At 43.7% G+C, this 19,820-nt stretch carries 22 protein-coding genes and 1 pseudogene; 9 read left to right on the top strand and 14 right to left on the bottom strand.

The features are described 5' to 3' along the window. Positions 1-1,023, top strand: a complete 1,023-nt coding sequence (locus tag AB6E78_RS09270) for a DUF2955 domain-containing protein (RefSeq protein WP_372133192.1) — start codon at positions 1-3, stop codon at positions 1,021-1,023. On the opposite strand, the gene AB6E78_RS09275 is transcribed toward AB6E78_RS09270, so the two are convergent. After that, complete coding sequence (locus AB6E78_RS09275) at positions 1,020-1,904, bottom strand: LysR family transcriptional regulator (RefSeq protein ID WP_017059087.1); 885 nt, start codon at positions 1,902-1,904, stop codon at positions 1,020-1,022. The two genes, AB6E78_RS09270 and AB6E78_RS09275, sit on opposite strands and share 4 nt — an antisense overlap. Before the next feature lie 164 nt (positions 1,905-2,068). On the opposite strand from AB6E78_RS09275, the gene AB6E78_RS09280 reads away from it, so the two are divergent. After that, positions 2,069-2,569 carry a nuclear transport factor 2 family protein gene (locus AB6E78_RS09280; protein ID WP_017059088.1) on the top strand — a complete coding sequence of 167 codons (501 nt, stop codon included), beginning with the start codon at positions 2,069-2,071 and terminating at the stop codon, positions 2,567-2,569. Between the two features lie 197 nt (positions 2,570-2,766). After that, a complete protein-coding gene (locus AB6E78_RS09285) occupies positions 2,767-3,513 on the top strand; it encodes a nuclear transport factor 2 family protein (protein ID WP_017059089.1) in 747 nt (248 codons plus the stop codon). 154 nt (positions 3,514-3,667) lie between these two features. On the opposite strand, the gene AB6E78_RS09290 is transcribed toward AB6E78_RS09285, so the two are convergent. From AB6E78_RS09290 to AB6E78_RS09340, 11 genes are all read right to left on the bottom strand, one after another. Then, a complete protein-coding gene (locus AB6E78_RS09290) occupies positions 3,668-4,348 on the bottom strand; it encodes a GGDEF domain-containing protein (protein WP_133151389.1) in 681 nt (226 codons plus the stop codon). A 198-nt stretch (positions 4,349-4,546) separates the two neighbouring features. Then, entirely contained in the window at positions 4,547-4,924 is a 378-nt protein-coding gene (locus AB6E78_RS09295) for a hypothetical protein (RefSeq protein WP_240798951.1), read from the bottom strand. A 249-nt stretch (positions 4,925-5,173) separates the two neighbouring features. Continuing rightward, positions 5,174-6,343: an MFS transporter gene (locus tag AB6E78_RS09300; protein ID WP_102333225.1), complete on the bottom strand. Its 1,170-nt coding sequence runs from the start codon at positions 6,341-6,343 to the stop codon at positions 5,174-5,176. A gap of 128 nt (positions 6,344-6,471) precedes the next feature. Further along, complete coding sequence (locus AB6E78_RS09305) at positions 6,472-7,380, bottom strand: LysR substrate-binding domain-containing protein (RefSeq protein ID WP_372133194.1); 909 nt, start codon at positions 7,378-7,380, stop codon at positions 6,472-6,474. Positions 7,381-7,580: 200 nt separating this feature from the next. Next, on the bottom strand, positions 7,581-7,760 hold the full coding sequence (locus AB6E78_RS09310; RefSeq protein WP_017059095.1) for a hypothetical protein: 180 nt from the start codon (positions 7,758-7,760) through the stop codon (positions 7,581-7,583). Positions 7,761-7,823: 63 nt separating this feature from the next. Then, positions 7,824-8,549 (bottom strand): metallophosphoesterase, encoded by a 726-nt coding sequence (locus AB6E78_RS09315; protein WP_372133197.1) that lies wholly within the window; start codon positions 8,547-8,549, stop codon positions 7,824-7,826. A gap of 79 nt (positions 8,550-8,628) precedes the next feature. Continuing rightward, the gene (locus tag AB6E78_RS09320; RefSeq protein ID WP_102320053.1) at positions 8,629-9,123 is read right to left on the bottom strand and encodes a YcxB family protein; all 495 of its coding nucleotides are present in this window, start codon (positions 9,121-9,123) and stop codon (positions 8,629-8,631) included. A 481-nt stretch (positions 9,124-9,604) separates the two neighbouring features. Further along, positions 9,605-11,599 carry a choice-of-anchor X domain-containing protein gene (locus AB6E78_RS09325; RefSeq protein WP_372133200.1) on the bottom strand — a complete coding sequence of 665 codons (1,995 nt, stop codon included), beginning with the start codon at positions 11,597-11,599 and terminating at the stop codon, positions 9,605-9,607. A gap of 12 nt (positions 11,600-11,611) precedes the next feature. Continuing rightward, a complete protein-coding gene (locus AB6E78_RS09330; RefSeq protein WP_372133203.1) occupies positions 11,612-13,129 on the bottom strand; it encodes an esterase/lipase family protein in 1,518 nt (505 codons plus the stop codon). A gap of 489 nt (positions 13,130-13,618) precedes the next feature. Beyond that, positions 13,619-14,716: a nickel/cobalt transporter gene (locus tag AB6E78_RS09335; RefSeq protein ID WP_017067870.1), complete on the bottom strand. Its 1,098-nt coding sequence runs from the start codon at positions 14,714-14,716 to the stop codon at positions 13,619-13,621. A gap of 94 nt (positions 14,717-14,810) precedes the next feature. Beyond that, complete coding sequence (locus AB6E78_RS09340) at positions 14,811-15,533, bottom strand: DUF1007 family protein (protein ID WP_372133206.1); 723 nt, start codon at positions 15,531-15,533, stop codon at positions 14,811-14,813. 475 nt (positions 15,534-16,008) lie between these two features. Between AB6E78_RS09340 and AB6E78_RS09345 the strand changes: the two genes are divergently transcribed. Both AB6E78_RS09345 and nqrM read left to right on the top strand, forming a co-directional pair. Then, a complete protein-coding gene (locus AB6E78_RS09345; RefSeq protein ID WP_017059102.1) occupies positions 16,009-16,455 on the top strand; it encodes a NifB/NifX family molybdenum-iron cluster-binding protein in 447 nt (148 codons plus the stop codon). Then, complete coding sequence (gene nqrM / locus AB6E78_RS09350; RefSeq protein ID WP_102398118.1) at positions 16,452-16,649, top strand: (Na+)-NQR maturation NqrM; 198 nt, start codon at positions 16,452-16,454, stop codon at positions 16,647-16,649. Before AB6E78_RS09345 ends, nqrM begins: the two co-directional genes overlap by 4 nt. A gap of 63 nt (positions 16,650-16,712) precedes the next feature. On the opposite strand, the gene AB6E78_RS09355 is transcribed toward nqrM, so the two are convergent. Next, on the bottom strand, positions 16,713-16,991 hold the full coding sequence (locus AB6E78_RS09355) for a DUF134 domain-containing protein (RefSeq protein ID WP_029235478.1): 279 nt from the start codon (positions 16,989-16,991) through the stop codon (positions 16,713-16,715). Between the two features lie 34 nt (positions 16,992-17,025). Between AB6E78_RS09355 and AB6E78_RS09360 the strand changes: the two genes are divergently transcribed. After that, positions 17,026-17,475, top strand: a complete 450-nt coding sequence (locus tag AB6E78_RS09360; protein WP_372133209.1) for a PaaI family thioesterase — start codon at positions 17,026-17,028, stop codon at positions 17,473-17,475. A gap of 34 nt (positions 17,476-17,509) precedes the next feature. Beyond that, positions 17,510-17,638, top strand: a pseudogene (locus AB6E78_RS09365) (ABC transporter substrate-binding protein); the annotation flags it as partial. 42 nt (positions 17,639-17,680) lie between these two features. Here AB6E78_RS09365 and AB6E78_RS09370 read toward each other — a convergent pair. Further along, positions 17,681-17,884: a hypothetical protein gene (locus AB6E78_RS09370; RefSeq protein ID WP_017059106.1), complete on the bottom strand. Its 204-nt coding sequence runs from the start codon at positions 17,882-17,884 to the stop codon at positions 17,681-17,683. A 364-nt stretch (positions 17,885-18,248) separates the two neighbouring features. On the opposite strand from AB6E78_RS09370, the gene pnuC reads away from it, so the two are divergent. Together pnuC and AB6E78_RS09380 are read left to right on the top strand one after the other, a co-directional pair. Then, positions 18,249-18,983: a nicotinamide riboside transporter PnuC gene (gene pnuC / locus AB6E78_RS09375; protein ID WP_372133212.1), complete on the top strand. Its 735-nt coding sequence runs from the start codon at positions 18,249-18,251 to the stop codon at positions 18,981-18,983. 8 nt (positions 18,984-18,991) lie between these two features. Further along, complete coding sequence (locus tag AB6E78_RS09380; protein WP_372133215.1) at positions 18,992-19,720, top strand: nucleoside phosphorylase; 729 nt, start codon at positions 18,992-18,994, stop codon at positions 19,718-19,720. The last annotated feature ends 100 nt before the right edge of the window (positions 19,721-19,820 follow it).

Here is a 19,820-nt window from a genome sequence, read left to right on the forward strand (position 1 = left end):
ATGTGGACATTCGAAAACACCGCACAGGGTCATTCTCAACGTAATGAAGCGCTGCGTGTCGCACTTACTGTGACGATTTGTATGGTGTTGGGAAAGCTACTAAACCTAGACTCTCCCGTTTATCTGGCGTTGTATCCAACCATCATCATGACCAAGAATAAAGATTACTCTTGGCTTGGTCTGATCCGTACCTTGGCACCCACTTTATTGGCAGCAAGTACAGCGTTGGTGGTGACTGAGGTATTTTCACAGCATCCGTTTGTGGTGTGGACCATCAGCCTGTTCTTCTTCGACTTTATGCGTCGTCGAGCCACTACGCCAGCGAAGAAAGGTAAAATGTTGATGCCAACCTTCAACTGGATTTTGATTGTGGTGTTTGCTCAGCATACCACCATGGATATGCCGATGCGTATTCATGAAATTTTGGTATCCATGTTGATTACCATGGTAGTAGCAAAAACCATGGTGGCTCTGTTCCCTGTTGAGCAAGGAAACAAGCCTCCTGTATTTAAAGAACAGCCTGTCACATTTGAGAGCAGAGCAATTTCACTCGCGTTGATTGGTCTTGGTTTGGCATTCTTGATGATTGTCGACATTATCTCTGCAACGTTCTGCATGGTGCCAGTGATTGCTGCTGCAACCCAAACCACACACAAAAGCTTTATCGACGTGGTTGACCGCCGTTTTCAAACTCAAGTGGGCGGCTGTGCATTCGCCGTGGTGTTCACCTTGTTGATGGCAGGGCATCAATCTACATTCGGTTACTACACCATAGTGTTGGGTTTATTTGCCTTTCTGATCACCGCATCAATGGCCAAAGCGAAAGGTTCAGCCAGAGACATTCATGCCGATGCGTTATTGGCGACTATGCTGCCGATTCAGTTGTACATGACCAGTAGCAATTTAGGGTTGGAAAGTACCTTCCTACGCGCTTGGGAGCTGACTGTGACTTTGTTTGTGCTGTGGGCTTTGTGTCATTTTGTTCGTAAGCCTAATGGTGAAGAGCCGGCACTCGTTCGCTAATAATCAAATCCGGCCAACCGATTATGGTCTGATTTGATTGCGCCTTTCATAAAATTAAAAAATGCTTTTACTTTGGCTGAATCTTCTAAATCTTTATGAGTCATCATCCATAGGTCTGTATTTTGGTGCATCACTTCCATATCTACTCTTTGCAGAGTTCCCTTACTGTTACCTAAAAAGCAGGGTAAGTAGGCTAACCCCATCTGATTTTCAGCCGCGATGATCAGGGGCTCAAAAGAGTCGGCTTTCATGACAATTTTGTCTTCCGAAATCAGTTCAGAAACCTGTAGCGAAGCACTGCCTCTATGCATCATTAACCAAGATGCAGACTTTAAGGGGTGCTTACTCTTAAGGCCATTTATATATTCTGGCGATCCGTAAACACCAAAGGCAATTTTACTTAACTTGGTCCCAACTAAATGGGCTGGCAACTCATTTGCCGGGCGAATCGCGATATCTGCATCTAGGTGTGAAATATCCAATTGACGAGATGTGAGGCTGAGTTCTAACTGAATTTTTGGATAAAGCCGATGAAAAGCAGCCAAATGAGTACCCAGAATGAGGCGAGATAACGCATCGGTCGTCGTTATTCTTAGCGTACCTTCTAGCTTCAATTCCTGTCCAAAAACCTTGTGCTCCAATTCTCTTACTGTGGATTCGATAGCGAGAGCTGACTCCAGAAGCTTTTGCCCTTCAACCGTTAGTTTGTATCCGGTAGGAAGTTTATGGAAAATTCGTAATTTGTGACGATACTCAAAGGTGTCAATACGACGTAAAACGGTGCTGTGGTTTACACCAAGTGCTCTTGCCGCGGCCGACAGGGATCCTTCATTCGCCACTGTTAGAACATATTGCAGGTCATCCCATCTTATGTTGTGCATTTGCGCATATCCAACGTGTTCAATTAGTGAGTTTACCAAAAATTTAGCACAGCTATAGTTATCTCAACAAGGCAACAAACAGAACTGAAGTTCAAAGCATGCACTGATGGCACTTTTAATCTCCCACGCATTGAGCTTCAAAATTGACAATCAGGAGAAAGAAAATGTTAAAGAAAAATCTACTTATCGGTCTAGCGAGTCTTCTGGCTTTCTTTCAATTCACTCCAGCCCTTGCAGATGAAACAAAAGCAGTCGATTCAGCAAAGACACTAGAAACGGCTCAAGCATTCTTATGGGCGGCAGGCTCAGGTGATATGGCAAAACTCGAGTCATTAATGGCCGATGATTTTGTCTGGCACAACGAAGGTGACGCCGACATCCCTTGGATCGGTAACTGGGAGTCAAAAGAAAAAGTGCTCAACACTTTCTTTCCTCTATTTGGCGCAGGTTTGAAAGTCACAAGCTGGTCAACAGACTATAGTTTTGTAAACGGCGACCAAGCAGTATTCATGGGCAGCATGAGTGCCATTGCGAATGAATCTGGTGTAGACACGGGTAAATTCAGCTGGGCGGTTCGAGTTCAGGTTGAAGATGGCAAAGTGAAGAGTTGGAACTGGTTTGAGGATAGCTACGCAGTATCTAAAGCTTATCACGCCAAACAGTAACCACAGTGACCAATTAGGTTGTAAAGGCTCGATATGCTGTAGACGTATATCGAGCTTAACTTGGTTTTGAATAGCGACGCGAAGAGCCTATTCAACAATCCGACAGTTAAAAGGACACCTGAGACAATCTAGTTCTGAGTTTCAGTGTACGAGCCAAATAACGTACTTTGGCACTATTAAGTTTGGAGAAACTATCTATGAGCAATAAGCTAGCGAATGCGACTAATCTGTATATGGAAGGTATCCGAGATGGTCATGCATTAGAGGCGGTAACGAAGTACACCGGTCAACGTTATACTCAACATAGCACTGGGGTTCGCAACGGTATTGATGGTTTTGTTGAGTTCTTCGAACCGTTCTTAAAACGCTGCCCTGTTAGAGACATAAAGATCATACGTTCAATCGTCGATGGCCAATTCGTGTTTGTTCAAGCATTCCAAGATATTAATAATGGCGAATATAAGTGGGTGACTACGGATCTATTCGATACCGATAATGACGATAAAATTATTGAACATTGGGATGTGATTTCTGCCTTCGAAGCTCAACCGACGGAAGGGGAAGGTCGACTGCAAGGGCCAATCAATCATACTGACTTAGATAAAACAGAGGAGAATAAGAACCTTATCCGTGATTTTTTATGTGATGTCATGGTACTAGGGCAGAAAGACAAGCTATCAAAGTATCTCCAGCACGAAGAGCTAGCCGTTTATCAAGCCTCAGATGTGAGCCCTTTAGATAGCTATATTGGTGGCTATGACCAAGTGTTCAAGATTGTCGGTCAAGGTAACTTCGTAGCAGCTTACAGCCGAGTTATTGATAATGGTCTCGAGGTTGCGCGTTTTGATCTATTCCGAGTTGAGGGAGGTCAAATTAAAGAGATATGGGTAAACCAAGAGCCCGTGCCACCAAAAGCAGAATGGGTAAATGGCGGGAAGTTCTAGAGTCGCTTTAAGGGAGTTACGCCAATAATGCTATCGCTAAAACAAACCGAAAAAGCGCATCCTTGCTAACCTTACTGGTTGTGTGTTTAACCTCTTGAATCTTAGCCAACATGTTTTGTGATGGAAGAGTATTTACACTGTTTTACAACTCGCCTTAACGCTCAACAATGCAATCGCGCCCTTGAGATTTTGCGTCGTAGAGGGCGTTATCCGCTCTTTTAATTAATGAATTCCAGTCATCGTTTATGAGGGCTTGAGTCACTCCAATGCTGACAGTATACGTGCCAGAAGAGAGCTCTTGATTGGAGTTGTGTTTTGCGTGGTTTCTTATTCTTTCAGCTATCTGCATTGCTTGAACTTTATTCGCTCTAGGTAGCATGACAACAAACTCTTCTCCACCATAGCGAAAACAGAAATCGCTTGTGCGGCATGTATCTTCAAGAATTTGACCAAAGTGCTTAATCACATCATCTCCCTTGTCATGACCATAGGTATCATTAATTTTTTTGAAGTGATCTAGGTCGGCAATCAGTACAGAAATGTCACTCTCTCGGCCTGGTTGAACAAGCTTGGGTATCAGTTCTGCTAGGCCTCTACGGTTATAAAGGCCGGTTTGTTCATCAGTGATCGATGAACGATAGGTCTGCTTCAACAAACGATCAGTTAAGATCCAAAACACTGAAAATGCGAGGCTAACAATTGTGATTGTCATGATAACGAAAGACAATTTATGAATATCTGATATCAGGTAATAGTTCGAATTCGTTCCTTTGGTATGAGCAAGTACGCCCCTAATTGCCATATAGAGAATGTTGATAAACAGGGTCAGATTCAACAGACACTTTGCTTCTCTGTTATCGTGCTTTTCCCCTGAATAGTTTGCACAGAGGGCTAAGATACATATCGTCACAACGAGAATACTTCGAGCCTCGAGCCTCGAAGTTACAGAAGGCGCAATTAGGGCGCTATAAAGGAAGAAGCTAATGCCAAGGTGCGAGTTATTCAGGAGCCTAACCTTAGCTTTGTTATACCTTTATTTTAAATTCTCTAAGCCCGATGTATCGACGCCTTTTAAGGTGTCTTTTGCTACTTCATCTAAATCCGTCGTTGTCGATTTTTGAGGATAACTAGCAGCGGCACCTTTACCGATCGCTGTTGCTTCTGCTTGTAGCTTTTTCCCCTCAGACTCACCCGCGATCCAGCCTTGCTTGTAGTCACTGTCTGATTCAAAACGCTTTCCATCTTTTATGTAGTTTTCGAAGCTATTGCCGCTTTCTTGCATGCCGCTATGCCTACCGTCATGAAAACCTTGTATGTAAGAGGTGTTGTGACCACTCTCAATCAAAGCACTATCACTTGTTCCGCATCCGGACAAAAGAAAAACCAATAAGATTAAAAACAGTTTATTCATACTCAAAGCCTCGGAACTCAGTCGTCTAAATGATAAGAATAGACCAAGATCATCTCGCAAAGGCATAACAGCGCTCTAGGCGGGAAAGCTTGTTTGAGAATCATGATATTCAAAACTTGAGAGAGTAGAGTTACTACTGCCTTATTAGATCTAGAACGATAGCAAATCACTGGGTGGTAATTTGCTATCAATTACAGAGTGAATATCCGTTGTGCATATTGGTAAGTTCAAGAATTAAGACGAGGTGACTTATTGCTTATTTGAACGGTTAACGATAAAACTCAATATCACGACTGCAATACTAAAGCCCACAACACCAATCCAACCCGCACGTTCAAATACCTGAATTCCCACAAATGAACCAAACGCACCACCGAGATAGTAGCCAAGCATATAGATTCCGTTGATACGACTTTGAGCTTGTGGGTCAATTGAGAATACGCGTACTTGGTTCGATACTTGAGCGCTAAATACCCCAAGGTCGATGAGAATGATACCGACGATCAATCCAGCCAATGTGTCAGCGAAAAGCCCCGATATAATAAAACCAGCAGTAATAATAACTAACGCCATACTGATCATGTTTCGAGAGCCAAACTTGCTCACCAGTGACCCTGAAACTTTTGCTCCAATGACTCCAGCAAGAGCAATAACACCAAACATTCCTGCCTGTTGTGCATTGTAGTTAAACGGAGATTCACTGACATGCAGAGCTAACGTCGCCCACAGCGCATTGAACGAAGCAAACCAAAGCGCGCCAGTTAAAGCGGAAGTACGCAGTGTCGCATGCTGCTTGATTAACGTGGCCATGCTCGCAACCAGTTTAAGGTAAGGTATTTTCGTTGTCGGCGTGTTCGTCGGTAAAAAGGCATACAGCAACACACCAAAGACCATCGCAATAATTGCTGACATCATAAATACCGCGCGCCACCCAAACTGCTCACCGATGAACCCACTGAGTGTACGCGAAAGCAAGATGCCCACAGTTAGGCCTGTCATTAATGTGCCAATGACTTTTCCTTTCGTTTCTGGAGTACTTAGTGACGCTGCAAATGGAATCAGCTGCTGAGTGATGTTGGCACTCAAACCAATCGCAAAACACGCAACAACCAGAGCCACTAAGCTAGATGCAGTAAACGCGACAAAAGATGACAACACCAACATGACAGACAAGATCGCTATTAGGCGTCTGCGGGGTAACGTGTCTCCTAAGGGCGATAAGAATAGCAATGCCACGGCATAACCAATCTGACCGGCAGCTGGCACTGCGCCTAGCTGTTCGCTTGTTAACCCTAGCTCTGCGCCGATCTTAGGTAAGATGGGTTGGTTATAATAAAGGTTTGCAGCAGTTGCCGAGACTGCGCTCGACATCAGTAATAAACGTCCTGTGCTCAACACTTCTGTAGTCAATTTTGACATGGTGACACCTTAACTTTGGTTCATCGTTTTAATGAATGATTTCGATGAGCTAAGTCTAAGGTTAGCGATTGAATAACAAAAATAACCATTTGATTTAAATTCTATACGAATCTGGTATAGATAACTTTCTAAGCCATGTTTTGTTGAATCGCCTCTATTTCACTCTGTACGACAGCAACAAAGACACTGGCTGTAGGGGATAGAGTATGCGAATGGTGTGTCATCACTAATGGCATTTGTACGTCCACAGATTCAAGATTAACAAATACACATCCCTCACTGCGTAAATCACGAATTGCATGCGGTGCGATAGATACACCTAAGCCAGAAAAGACTTGGGTTAACACGGTTTGCATGTTGTTGGGTTGTTTTTTTATATTTGGAGAGAATCCAGATAGGTCACATTGAGTAATGATGGAGTCAAATAATCCTACCGCTTGTTCACGTTCAAATAAGATGAAAGGGTCTTGCTGCAGTTGTTTCATTTGAATGGTGGAGTATTTAGCCAACTCGTGGGTGACGGGCAAAACAGCAACAAGCTTATCTGTATAAATCGTCACCGAGGTGTAATCATCAACAAGCAGGTTCGGCAGTGGGCGAGAGAAGCTAATATCGATCTCTCGTTTGTCCAGAGCTTCGATCTGTTCAGAAGCCGTCATCTCAACAAGATCAACATCAATATTGGGGTTTTCAGCAATATACTGTCGAACTAAACGAGGCAAAAAGCTCAGAGTTGCGCCTCCAAGATAACCAATAGTTAAAGTACCAATACAACCAGAAGAAGCTCGAATCGCGGACTGTTTTGCTTGTTCCGTTTGTTCGATGAGTCTAATCGCATCTTTAAGTAAGTGCTGCCCTGCGCCGCTAATGACGACTTCGCGAGATGTACGGAAAAATAGGCTCACTCCAAGTTCGTGTTCAAGGCTTGTGATATGGCGGCTAATGGCAGGTTGAACGGTATTTAACTCTTTTGCAGCTTTTGAAAAACTGCAATGTGTCGCGACAGCCACAAAGCTTTTTAGTACTTTGATTTCCATATAGCCTCAATATAAACCTAGGTGATAAAAAAGCGCTAACTTGCGCCTATATTGCTTTTATTATCAATCACAAAGACCTTGCTAGCAAACCTTAGGGTAATAACGTTTGCAAGGCTCTGGTCACTTGTGAGAGTGGGGCGATAATCCTACGTATTCAGCTTTCAAGCTTTCTGTTTTCTAGATAATTCTTTTTCAAACTTTTAGTTTTCGAGCTCTTCGTTTTCGAGATTGCGCCGAACTAAATCGTGCATTTGTTTTACAGTCATCAGTGCTAACCAGGTAATTTCTTCTACTGAACGTTGACCCGTTGTGGAAGTTGGGTTGTGGGCTTCAATCACAGATTGATAAATTGAATCGCCGCAAGCCTCTTCTATTGGCATAGCTCTATATAGTTTGGTTTATTTGAAAGCTAATCTATAAGGTTTAAGACAGTAAGATAGGGTTCAAAAATAGACAGCTTGGTAGTTGATGGAATCAGTACAGAACGAGATTCGACTTAATCCTATCTTCTCGCTGCGATTGTATTCATTGATCGAGTGGTCAAAGCCATAGGCTGTCGACGGGGCCATATATTGAGTTATGCCTTGCTGTGTCGCTGTTATTTCATCATGGCCATGACCGCAGAACACGTCACGAACGCGATATTTTCGAAGCACTTTCATCACATCAGTATCGTTCTCTAGGCGGATCGCTTTCATCCAATCTGCACCGACTGGAATGACAGGGTGGTGAACAACCACGATAGGATCATTGGCCTTTCTCAATTGTTGTTTTAGCTGAGCCATGCCGCGGTTATCAATACGCCCTGAACCAAGTGGGTGGCGGCTGTCTAGCGGCTTGAAGCTTGAGTCTAGGAACACAAACTCTCGTTCACCGATGGTGGCTTTGTCGGTGACATAAATCGTCGAGCCTTTTAGCTCTGTGCGCATTAAGCGAGAGTCATCATGATTACCCGCAATCACGTAAATGGATTGGTCGCTAATGTGTTGCCTAATGAATGCCTCTAATCGAACGTAGTCGCCATACTTTGGGTTACAACAAATATCACCAGTCAGAAAGATGGTCTTGCATGCCGTGTCTTTGTTGACGTATTCCAGTGCTCTGCGCAGGTTCTCATAGCTGGATTCATCGGAAAGGTGGCAATCACTGATTTGGTACACGGTATTCATTGTTATTGTCCGGTAATTCGATACGTAGAATTAAAAGTGATAGAAAAATGCCTGCTAAATCAGCAGGCATTTATTGGTGTTATTTCGCTTTTGATGCGGCGTGGTGTTCAATCATGAAGGCAATGGCTTCATTGCTTAAACAAGATTTACTCACATATTGGCGCTGTTTACCGATATGCAGGATAAAACCAAGATTGGTCTGCTCAAGTTGGTCGATGTCACTCCACGCGATGGTGTTGGTCGCTTTGTGGTTTTTGTAACTTACTCCGTTAGCGTCACCTTGAAAGACAATTTTGCTGCCTGCGCCTGAGCTGATCTTTTGTCGCCATAACCACCAGGTTCTTTTGCAGTACACACTGAATGCTTCAATCACACTCAAAACGATAAAGAACCAGCCAACATAGCCGTTAGGTAATAGTTCAAACTCCAGTAGAACCACACCAAAAATAAGAAACAGTATTCCTTTTAAGTAGGCTTTTGGAAATTGAGTCGGAAGGCTAGTTTGATCATAACACTCCGCGAAAAACGTCTTGTCGAGTTTGTATTCTGTAGTGAAACCGGGTTCTTTAGACATGTGAGGCTACTTTATGGTTCTCTGTGAATGGGCTGTCAGTGGGCAGGTGTCCCACGCTGCAATTTTGCAACTTGATTATTGTATCGCTTCTCACTGTTTTTATTTAGATATTTTGGCTCTGTTTTGTAAATCGATGATACTTAACGGGTCTATTCTAACTTTAGCTATCAGACTAGTGTAGGGGCATCTTTAAAGTCACCTAAAAATTTGGTGATGGGATGGATAGATCTGTGGAGTCACCCGGTTGTTGGGACTACTGACCTTTTTGGATAAAACTTCGATCTCATTTTGTTGGTTGATGGAGTCTATAGTGATTAGCGTGCTTTATCACTACTGTTGAGGGGCTGGCATAGTCTGCTCTAACAGAATAAACATATGAAGCTTGCAAAGTTCATCACTGTTCACTCTGAGAGGCCATGCCCAAAGCGATACCTTGGGCATGGCCTTATTCTATTTCAGTTTTAGGATCTCAGTTTTAGGATCAGTACTCGATGAATAATGACACCTGCTTAACGTTAATGAAGAAACTTCTTTCATAGGGAGAAGAGGTAAGAGCAATATCTAGTTTGTTCAACCCAGACACTCTCTTCTCATTTAATGCTTCTAATAGTTTAGAGTTGGTAAACCTAAGCGTTTGACCGGCTTCTACGTTGTTGAATGTAGTGAGTGGATTACTCCATGCTGCACATATTGTAAAAGACTCACAGAACGTGTCGTAATCCAGTGTGTTTGGAGACCAAGTTTGATTAACGATATGCGCAGTTACATTGTTGAATGGAAATTGAAGAGTTGAATCTCCGAAATCAACAATAAGCGTTGCCTGTTTAATTTTCCCTCGAACCTCACTTAAGTCAAAACTCGCTAGTGTTTCGTAGTCGTATGGGATTGAAGCCCCCGCTCTTAAGTAACCACCGACACGATGTTGCGTGACATGTGTTGCCGGGGTTGCTTGCCAGTTTTCTCTTTCCAAACCGAATAGGTTAGAGGGGAGGGTCACATTCACTGGCGGACTGAAATCAGAGGCTTGGTATGGTGGAGTTTGACCGAGAACTCCTTGTCGATAGGAGTCAACGCCACTGTAGATTAGCAGTGCGTTCAGTTCATAAGGACCATCGGCTTGCTTAAACGTGTCACCAGGAACGGTAAACTTGATGGTGTTTTCGCCAGCCTCAAGCGGTTCTTGGAAACTCACTAGCTCTAAATACTCTCCGGCTGCACCAACGATATTTACCGAACCTGTGTAAGTTCCACTGCGCGTAACATGGATAGGAAACTCAAAACTCAGCGAATCAATGTAGGTTCCATCTTGCGACATAGTCGGTGTGGTGACTAAACTCCCCGTGACTTCAATCGGTTCGCGGCAACGCTCAAAAGATGCTAAATCAATAAATTCTTCAAACTGAATTCGAGGGGCTGAAATTCGTATGTCATCTTGAGTGATTGCGTAGATGATCGTCGGGTTGGAGGTCAAAGTAGACGCTGAATCAAACGCGCCAAAAATATCTTCAGTTGAGTACTGTAGAGTGACGATTTGCTTCGCAGGTTTGAGTTGCAGACGTTTGCTTGTGTTCAGCTCGTCAATTCCATCGGTGAGGTAACCATGAATGGCAAAATCCCCCGCGGATTTAACATCAAGTTCCAAGCGCTGCTCTAAGGCAATAACACAGCCTTCAGAGGAAAACAGTGGAGCGAGTGAGAGGCTGACAAATTCAATGTCAGAGGGTAGTACGTGGATTTTTTTACTTGTCTGGCGAGTGATAGTTGTTCCATATTCTTCAAAAGACGTTATGCCTTCAATTAGATAATCCCCTTCAGCGGGTGGAATGAAAATATTGCTGTAGACACCATCTTTAGCAATAGCATCGAAATTGACACCCTCATCTTTAAGCGTCAGGCGTGTTTTTATTCCAGCTTCATCAATGATCACTGCGCTGGTTTGGGCACCTGTGATTGGATTCCCTTTGTTTGTCAGTAATGCAGAAACGGGAACTGGTTCACCGACCACAAATTGGTTTGCAGCTATCGCCATGCCAAACGCAATAGGGGATTGGATCGCAACCTGAGCAATAATTACTGTGTTGTAACTTGGGTTTGGAAAATCAACGACGATCTTCCATTCGCCAGGTTCAGGGTTAGTTACTTCAGGCAAAAATAAATAGCTGCCCGGTAGCGGCGGACTTTGTGTGTCACCTGAAAGTATGTTCGCTTGCACATCATTGGATGATGTTGCGACTTGCCCGTTAGGCTTGACTAAATATACGGTTGCATCATCCAACGGCACGATGATTTCTGCTTTTAGGGCTTCCGCTTTGTCGATGGTAAATAGCATTGTGACTTCGTTATCGTTACTAGTCACTGGTTGAGATAGTGTCGTGCTTGTACTCATCCCAACGGGTATTGCATTACTGGCGATAGCCGGTGTGATGAAGGTACAGAAAAGACTGAACACCATCACTAATTGCTTGATGAATTTCATTGTGGCCACTCCTTAGCGCATTGAAATAATTTGTTGTAGAAAACGTTCAACGTTTTGTCCCGTTTTCATTGTTGAGTGGTTAGCCAATACGTTACCCAATGCATTGGTATAACTTGGGTTAGCGCTTGCCAAGGTCACAACAACATCATTTTCTTGCGGTACTGTTTGAATGGCTTGGTAACTGACTATGGTGATTGGATGAGCTTGTGGTCCATGCACACTTGGCATTGTGACCGATTGAGTTTGAGTATCGAGGTAGGCCGCAGAACTAAAGCTTCTTAGCGCCTGCCAAGCGGTAACGCCTGCCCAACGCGATCCCCACGGGAATAGGCCAACGATATCAGGATCTTTCTCAATAACACCGTCTTGGTTGAGATCGGCATTTGCCCCAATAGAAAATGTATTTGCAATATTGCCGCGAGTACGCATTTGGATCGCGTTTGATGCTGTATCCGTTGTTAGATCACGGATACCAGGCATTTTAGGACCCGCAAACGGAATATTTGGGAGTTGCATGTACTTGCCAGCGTAATTATTTGGATCGGTACTGACGTTACTGTAGATATCGGCGTAGTGGTCCATTTTTATCACCGACAAATCTGCTGCGACGCTACCAAGGTGAGGTGTGGAGAAAGTAGAAAGGGAGGTTATCTCAAAGGAAGGGCTAAGTGCTTTGAGGTTTTGGGTATCTAGCCCGCCTTTACTGTGTGCAATGACGTGAACTTTGTCGGATTTCAACTCATCGAGAAAACCCTGAATTTTGTTGTTCAAGATATTAGCGTTAGTCGCTGTGGTTCCATTTTTGTCAGCAGAGAAACGAGTATAACGAATGCCATAGTCATCAAGTGTAGAAAGCACGCCTGGAGCCGTATCATCATCCCAAGTGTCTGATTGTGCAGCAATGCCATGAGCAAGAATCACAGGAATGGCAACATCAAACTCGATTGAGACCCAATCGACAGACATACACCAGTTGTCTCCCGTATTGCCAGTATCAATATCGACGCGAATCTCATTGTTTTGGGCGAACTTGACATCACTGATATCGACTTGAAGGTTAGTATCCGTCCAACGGTTATCAGCGCCTTGCAGCGTACCTAAAGACTTTCCGTTAAAAGATACGATATCTATTTCTGGAGCAATATTACTGACGTTGGCATTGGAGTCTATGTCGAAGACCGGCATGCTGATCCTTGCGTTAGAACCGATAACGCCTTTTTGCTGCATATCGCCCAGTTTACTCGGAGCAATTCTCCCGTCACTTTGTAAAACGTTGGGGCTGACGACCATAGGAACAGGTAAAGAGATAAGTAGAGGTCCGCCAGAAGCATAGGTACAACCGGTATCCAGACCAGGACCCGAATTCACAACATAAACGCCGAGTTCTTCTTGCGGTGGGGCTATCCCAGAGCTTTGTGAGCGCATCGAAAAATTACGCAATTCGTATGAATCAGGTATATCTTCGGCACTCGCGAAACTCGGAGAAAGTAACAAAACACTGAGCGTGGCGCTCGGAATGTATAGTTTCATTTGTTTACCTTTGAGTATAGGTTATCCAAGAATTTGGTTGAAGAAAGCTCTATCTGTAGTTGTAAGGTAAAGGCTTGGAGTTTGATGTGAAATTTATTGGGTATAATTTCGGCTTGTTACTCAATTGATAAAACTGCTGCTCTATTTTTTTTCAAAATAGGAAGAGTGCGATCGCAGTTTCTGGATTGCGGAAGTTATGTCCTTATTTTCAAAAGGAGGGGGATAGTGCTCTAATATTGTTAGAACAATCTAAGTTAGTTTATGAAAGAGTAGCTAAGAATAGGAAAATCAAAGTTGGATGTAGGTTTGTTACAGAACTACATAGAGCGCGCTGTTCTGAATGGCTGACTACTAACCTAACTGGCTGTGCAAAGTTAGGTTAGTAGAAATTATGTGGCTGTTAATTCAGATTTGAGAGATAAGGGCTAGTGTTTTTTAGTAAAAATGGTAAAGGTCGCAATAAACTGAGGTTTGTTATTACATCGTTCGCTACATAGTGAAAACAGGCGACATACCGCTGTCTTGTCCACTCATTAGCAACAAGCCAATTAAGACAAGTAAAACACCACCGAATAGCTGTAAATAATGACCTGCGGCTTTTAGTGAAGCACTGTTATTCTTGTTACCTGCTGCCAAATAGCGTTTTACCAAGTTCTTGCCTGTTAGTGTCATTATAGCAATCGTCGAGGTTGTGAAAGCAGTACCAATCGCCATGGCAAAAGCACTGACAACACCCATCCAATATAGGCCAACCATGTTTGCGAAAAGCAGTACCATGATGGCTCCGGTGCACGGTCTTACGCCAATCGTCACTATAATTCCAGCATATTCTCGGAGCGTTGAGGCTTTGTTGATTGCGTCTGCATCAGCTACATGCTGGTGGCCGCACCCACAGTCGGCATGAGAATGATCTGCATGAGTGTTAGCTGCGGCTTGCATTGTGCTAGTAGCGTCGATTATCGGAGAAGGGGCTGATATTGATGAACGAAGTGCCATTGGCGAACGCGCTGAAATTGTCGCAGCTGTGTCTGTTGCGAGTGTAGTGATGGCTTTCACTTTCAGCTTAGGCTTACGCATAGCGGTGTAGATGTTTTTCAAAGCCTTCCAACATATAAGTGCGCCGACGACCGCGACTAAGGCAAAGCTTAATGAAACAAACATATTCGCTTTGTCATTCACTACTCGCATGGAAGCACTAAAGCCCCACAGCAACACGCTTACTAGTAAGATTGCGACCAATGCTTGTAAAAAAGCGGAGACGACCGTAAGCACTAAACTCGCCTTGGCTTTGGTTGGGTGAGTCGCTAAGTAAGTCGACACGATAACTTTGCCGTGCCCAGGCCCCAAAGAATGAAGCATGCCATAGATAAAGCTGAACCCGATAAGGTAACTGCCTGCGCCCCAAGGGTTGGATTTAGCTTCATAGAGCAGGTCTGCAAGTTCTGAATTGACTTCTCTTTGCCATTGAATGCTAGAGATAACTAACGATGGCCACATGGACCACAGTTGATACGCACCAATAGCAATAAGCACGAACGCACCAGCACCAATGAGGTAGTGATTGATTTTGGATTGATTTTTCTTCATTTAACAAGAACCTATATCTGAAATCTTTCTGTTAATTAGTTGCCATGCTTAATCAGCTAGACGCTGACTTAAAGGCTGAAACGAACCACTGCGACTAAGAAGCGGGAACCGCCGCACAATGAAGCTCAACCGATTGTGTAAACAGTTGGCCTAGCGTGTTATCTGGATCTGCATCGACAGGTAAAGACATTGCATAACTCATTTGCTCTGACGTCGGGTTAGGCTCGATTAATTCTAAATGGCATTGTCTTGCTAGTTCAGGTGACAATGTCACGTCGCTGTTGGATAGCCACGACATGTCGACAAAGTAACTAGGGTCAAAAATCAATACGCGAAGCGAGTTTCGTGTCACAGGCTTAGGTTTAGAAAGTGGTAGGTCAAATGTTAGAACCATCTTGGCTTTATCACGCTCAAACTTTGCGTTCTCAACCACCTGATATTTGATGGGCTCTTCACCATCATAAAAGTACGTGAAGTAGTGCTCGTACATCATGTTTTCGATTACAGACGCAGCGAGCTTTTTGAATGTTTCAGTTTCTGTATCGGCAGAGACGTCTTCTCCATCCAACATGTACATCGAGGTCATTGCATCAAAAGACCACTCCATAGAGAGACCGGTGATCATGCCATTCTCTCCCTCAATATGAGTTTTCATCTCTATCCAAGAGTGAGGGTGGGCATATAGATTTGGCGCAAAACACAATAATGCTAGGCCAACAGTCAAGCCCTTGAGAGAGCGAAAGCATGTCGAGAAACGGCTTACATAGCGTGTGGAGAGGCGATTGATGACATCGATTAGAATAAATGGCTGTTTCATGAGAAATGATGGTAATTTAGTGTGATGTTATATTATAACAACCCGATGCGTTGTTCACTTCAAATTATAAGCTTGTTTACATTGAAGCCGACTGCAATTCTTGATTTTCAATCCAACCTATTTTTCCTATAAACATCTTTGATTGGTCCCTAATTCGACATTATTCAGACTAGTGTGTGACGTTGAATAGTCGATTAAGCTCTCGGTTGTGCGAGGCCTTTTTGTAATGGGTTTGAGCTTGGCTCTTGATAACAGGCATTAACAACGCAAAAAATACCCCCAGTAAAAATACTACCCCCTAGTATATATGGTTATTTGAAAGGTAACTGAGATAGGCTGAAGATGACGGTAAGTTTGGGTGCTTGTGATCTTAGTTATCGATCCAGTAAATCTTATTTTTCACATGATAGTTATTGGCATATGCCAATAATGGGGCGTATGCTGAACTCCTGATCATCAATAACAGGAAGTTACTATGTTATACGCAGTACCTTGTCGCGACCTTCATGTTGGCAACCACTTTGCTCGTTCCCCACAGATCGCGATTGTCGATGAACAACGACAGATAAAACAGATTGTTCCTTTGATTGACTCCGACACCTCTTGCAATAAAAAGAAGCAATGGATTTCGGTTCTCCGTTCTTACGATGTGAAATCTGTGGTGGTTCGTTATATTGGTAAGAAGATGCTGGCGCACTTGTTCAATAACGATATTCGAGTCTTGGCATCGACAGGTAAGGCAGAAATCGGGGCTTTGGATTTCGACAATCTACGGGAAGTGACCGATCTCGATTATGGTCGCGAGCCGAGAAATAGTGGGTGTGGCAATAAAACGTGCGGCGAAAACGGGCACAAAAAACAAGCTTCGATTCTAATGGTACAGCCTAATCAGCTAGGTGCTATTCGAGGGTTCCGACAATGACCTTTTTGTTGACGCTATTGGGGTTTGTCGGAGTCGTTACATTGATGGCGATAGGCGTGATTTTTTCGCGCAAGCCAATCAAAGGCAGCTGTGGAGGATTGGCGCAGTTAGATATTGAGCGTAAATGCAATTGCAAGGATGTGTGTGAAGGGCAAAGCAAAAAGCTGTATCAGATTACTGAGCCATCAAGCTAAGTATCGAAGTAAGCATCAGAGTTCTCGCTCACTGAGTTAAATAACTTCTGGCTAACACGTTAATTAACTACTTTGAATCACCAACGCGTGACCATTGACGATGCACTTGGCGACTTTAGCTCGTGCACGCTTGATAATGTTGCCGAACGTTTGGCGAGACACCTGCATTTGTTCAGCGGCTTCAAGCTGGCTCAGGCCTTCTTGATCAGCCAAGCGCAAGGCTTCGAGCTCTTCCAATAGCAATTCTTCTTTATGAAGCTCGTCCATAGGAACACCATTGGGCTTAAAACAAGAGTAAGCCGTACGGGTACACAACTGGCGATGTTTTTTTGGTCGAGCCATATCAATCTCTAGCAATCTATGGGTAAAGGTAAGTATGAAGGTTTTCATTCCACACAATCATCGGCGTTGCCAAGTGTGCAGCCAAGGTTTTTTCAACGACAGCGCCATTTGTTTTGAAGCTATTGGCGAGCATGACACTTTAACTAAGCATGAGGCAGTAGCTAAATATAAAACCAGAGCCAAGATTGTACCAACAGATAAAGCTGAGGGCTACGATGGCATCATGCAAGGTGGCATTGTCACTACACTGCATGACAGCGCGATGTTGCATTGTCTATTTCAGAATGATATCAAGGCGATGACGGTGAGTTTAACCTCTCGTTTTCATCATCCGATTTTGATTGGTCAAGAACTGGAAGTTCGTGCCCAGTGGGTGAAAAGTAGACGTAATATCTACTTCCTAGAAAGCCAAATGACTCAGTGCGGAAAGTTATGTTCGTCGGCACAAAGTCAGTTTATGTCAGTTTCTAGCTATCAAACTTAAGCTTGGTATAGCGGTGTTGTTTTATCAGTTATAAAAGTCCAACTACGGTTTCATAGTCACTGAAAATAACGTGTACGAAGAAGAGATTAACCGCGCCCTGTTGAAGATTCGTGAGTCACGAAAGTGGCGTAAAATCTTGGTCGATTATTTCGCAGATCAGTAATCGAAATTAGAGGCTTATTCAAAAGCTTTTGGACTTTCGCCGTTACAGTTGATCTGAATCTGAGGCCTTGATCTTTTTGAAGTATTTAAATGCACTCCAAACCGCGTAAGCCGCAACCCCTACAATCAATGCCGAGCGAAGGAGGATAGGCGCATCATGCTCAAGTTGACCAACATGAGGAACAATACTGGCAAACAATCGACTGGTAAAAAGCAGCCCCATTACTAACATAATTACTTTATTCATGTGACCTGCCATACAATTGAGTACGTTGCACAGAACGAGTTTTAGGGCGGTTAAACGGTTAACACGCCAGACAACGATTCTGATCGAAATAAAATCATGCGCTTCTCAAACGTAACCGTCAACGCGATATCAGCTTAAAGCCAGTAAGCTAAAATTTCGTTTTTGGAAGGGGGCTGTTCTGGTGCTGGAGTTTCGAGTTCGAGACTGTGGGAGGGCTATGACATCTTCCCGTGAAATTGATTTTCCGGATTTAATATTCTGATTTATGATCGCATGCATTCTAGGGGGGACAAATGTCCTCCTTTTTATTTGGAGAGGCGCAATAAAATAGGTGCCACTAAAACAAATAATAAAGGACACATCTATGGACCTATTCGCTCTACTTGATATCAACAATACTTTAGTCAATATCCCAATAGGGGGTGGCTACGCGATGAGCTGGATTGAAGCATTCGGCACCGTGTTTGGTCTGTTGTGTATTTGGTTTGCAAGCCAAGAAAAAACTATTAACTACCTGTTCGGATTGCTGAATGTCACCTTATTTGCGGTTATCTTTTTCCAAATTCAGTTATACGGACTGCTACTTCTTCAATTGTTCTTCTTCTGTGCCAACATTTACGGTTGGTACGCATGGACACGTCCTAATGAGCAAGGTGAAACACTAGAAGTTCGTTGGTTGAGCCAAAATAAACTAGTAGCAACGGCCGTAGCGTGTGCGATTTCTATTGCTTTGTTAACTATGTACATCGACCCATTCTTTTTTGCGCTAGCAAACATCGAGGTAGATAGCTTGAATCTATTTGGTGCGGATTTAGCGGAGCCAGTGCTTGAACCGGATGCGTTCCCATTCTGGGATGCCACGATGACCATTCTATCTATTGTTGCTCAAGTTCTTATGACACGTAAGTATGTTGAAAACTGGATACTGTGGATTGTGATTAACATTATCAGCGTTGGTATTTATGCGACGCAGGGTGTGTACGCAATGTCTGTTCAATACGCAATCTTAATGTTTATTGCGGCAAACGGTACTCGTGAGTGGGCACGCACAGCTAAACGAAACAGTGATAAATCGTTAACTCAAGCAACGGCTTCTTAGGAGTGAAGATGGCAAAGCAACCTCATATCTGCGTTGATGAAACGCAAATTGCTCCGTTAGTTATTGTTTGTGGTGAGCCAGATAGAGCGAATCGAATCGCTAACTTGCTTGAACATGCTGAACTGGTCTCTGAAAACCGTGAATATCGAATCTTCACTGGAACTCATCAAGGGAAAGCGATATCAGTTTGCAGCACGGGCATTGGCGCACCTTCAATGATCATTGCGGTAGAAGAACTTAAGTTTTGTGGTGTGACTCATATCATCAGAGTAGGGTCTGCAGGTGCGATGCAGTCACATATCGGGCTTGGTGAGCTAATTATTGCAGAGGGCGCGGTTCGCGATGAGGGTGGTTCTACCGCTTACGTTAAGCCGTCGTATCCCGCCTATGCAAGCTTCTCTCTGCTTAAAGAGCTAGACAAGTTCTTGCAGCAGCAAACAACACCTTACTATTTGGGCACGGTACGCTCACACGACAGTTTTTATACCGATGACGAGAAGGCGCTTTGTCAGTACTGGAATGGCAAAGGCATTTTAGGTGCAGACATGGAAACATCCGCGCTGTTTACCGTGGGACGCTTGAGAGGGCTTAATGTCGCTTCTATCTTGAACAATGTTGTCTTGTACGAACAAGATGTAAAGGAGGGCGTTGGGCAATATGTCGATGAGGCAGAGGTAATGATGCAAGGAGAGCGGCTAGCGTCATTAGCGGCACTGGAAGCATTAATTACTCAATAAGAGCCTGAATAAATGCAAGACGAAAGCGATGGGAGACCGTCGCTTTTTTATGGTTCATCGCGGATTAGCGGGAACTAAAAACAAAAACGGTAGTAAGTGA

The organism is Vibrio sp. 10N.247.310.98 (genome assembly GCF_041467395.1).
GTDB lineage: Bacteria > Pseudomonadota > Gammaproteobacteria > Enterobacterales > Vibrionaceae > Vibrio > Vibrio crassostreae_C.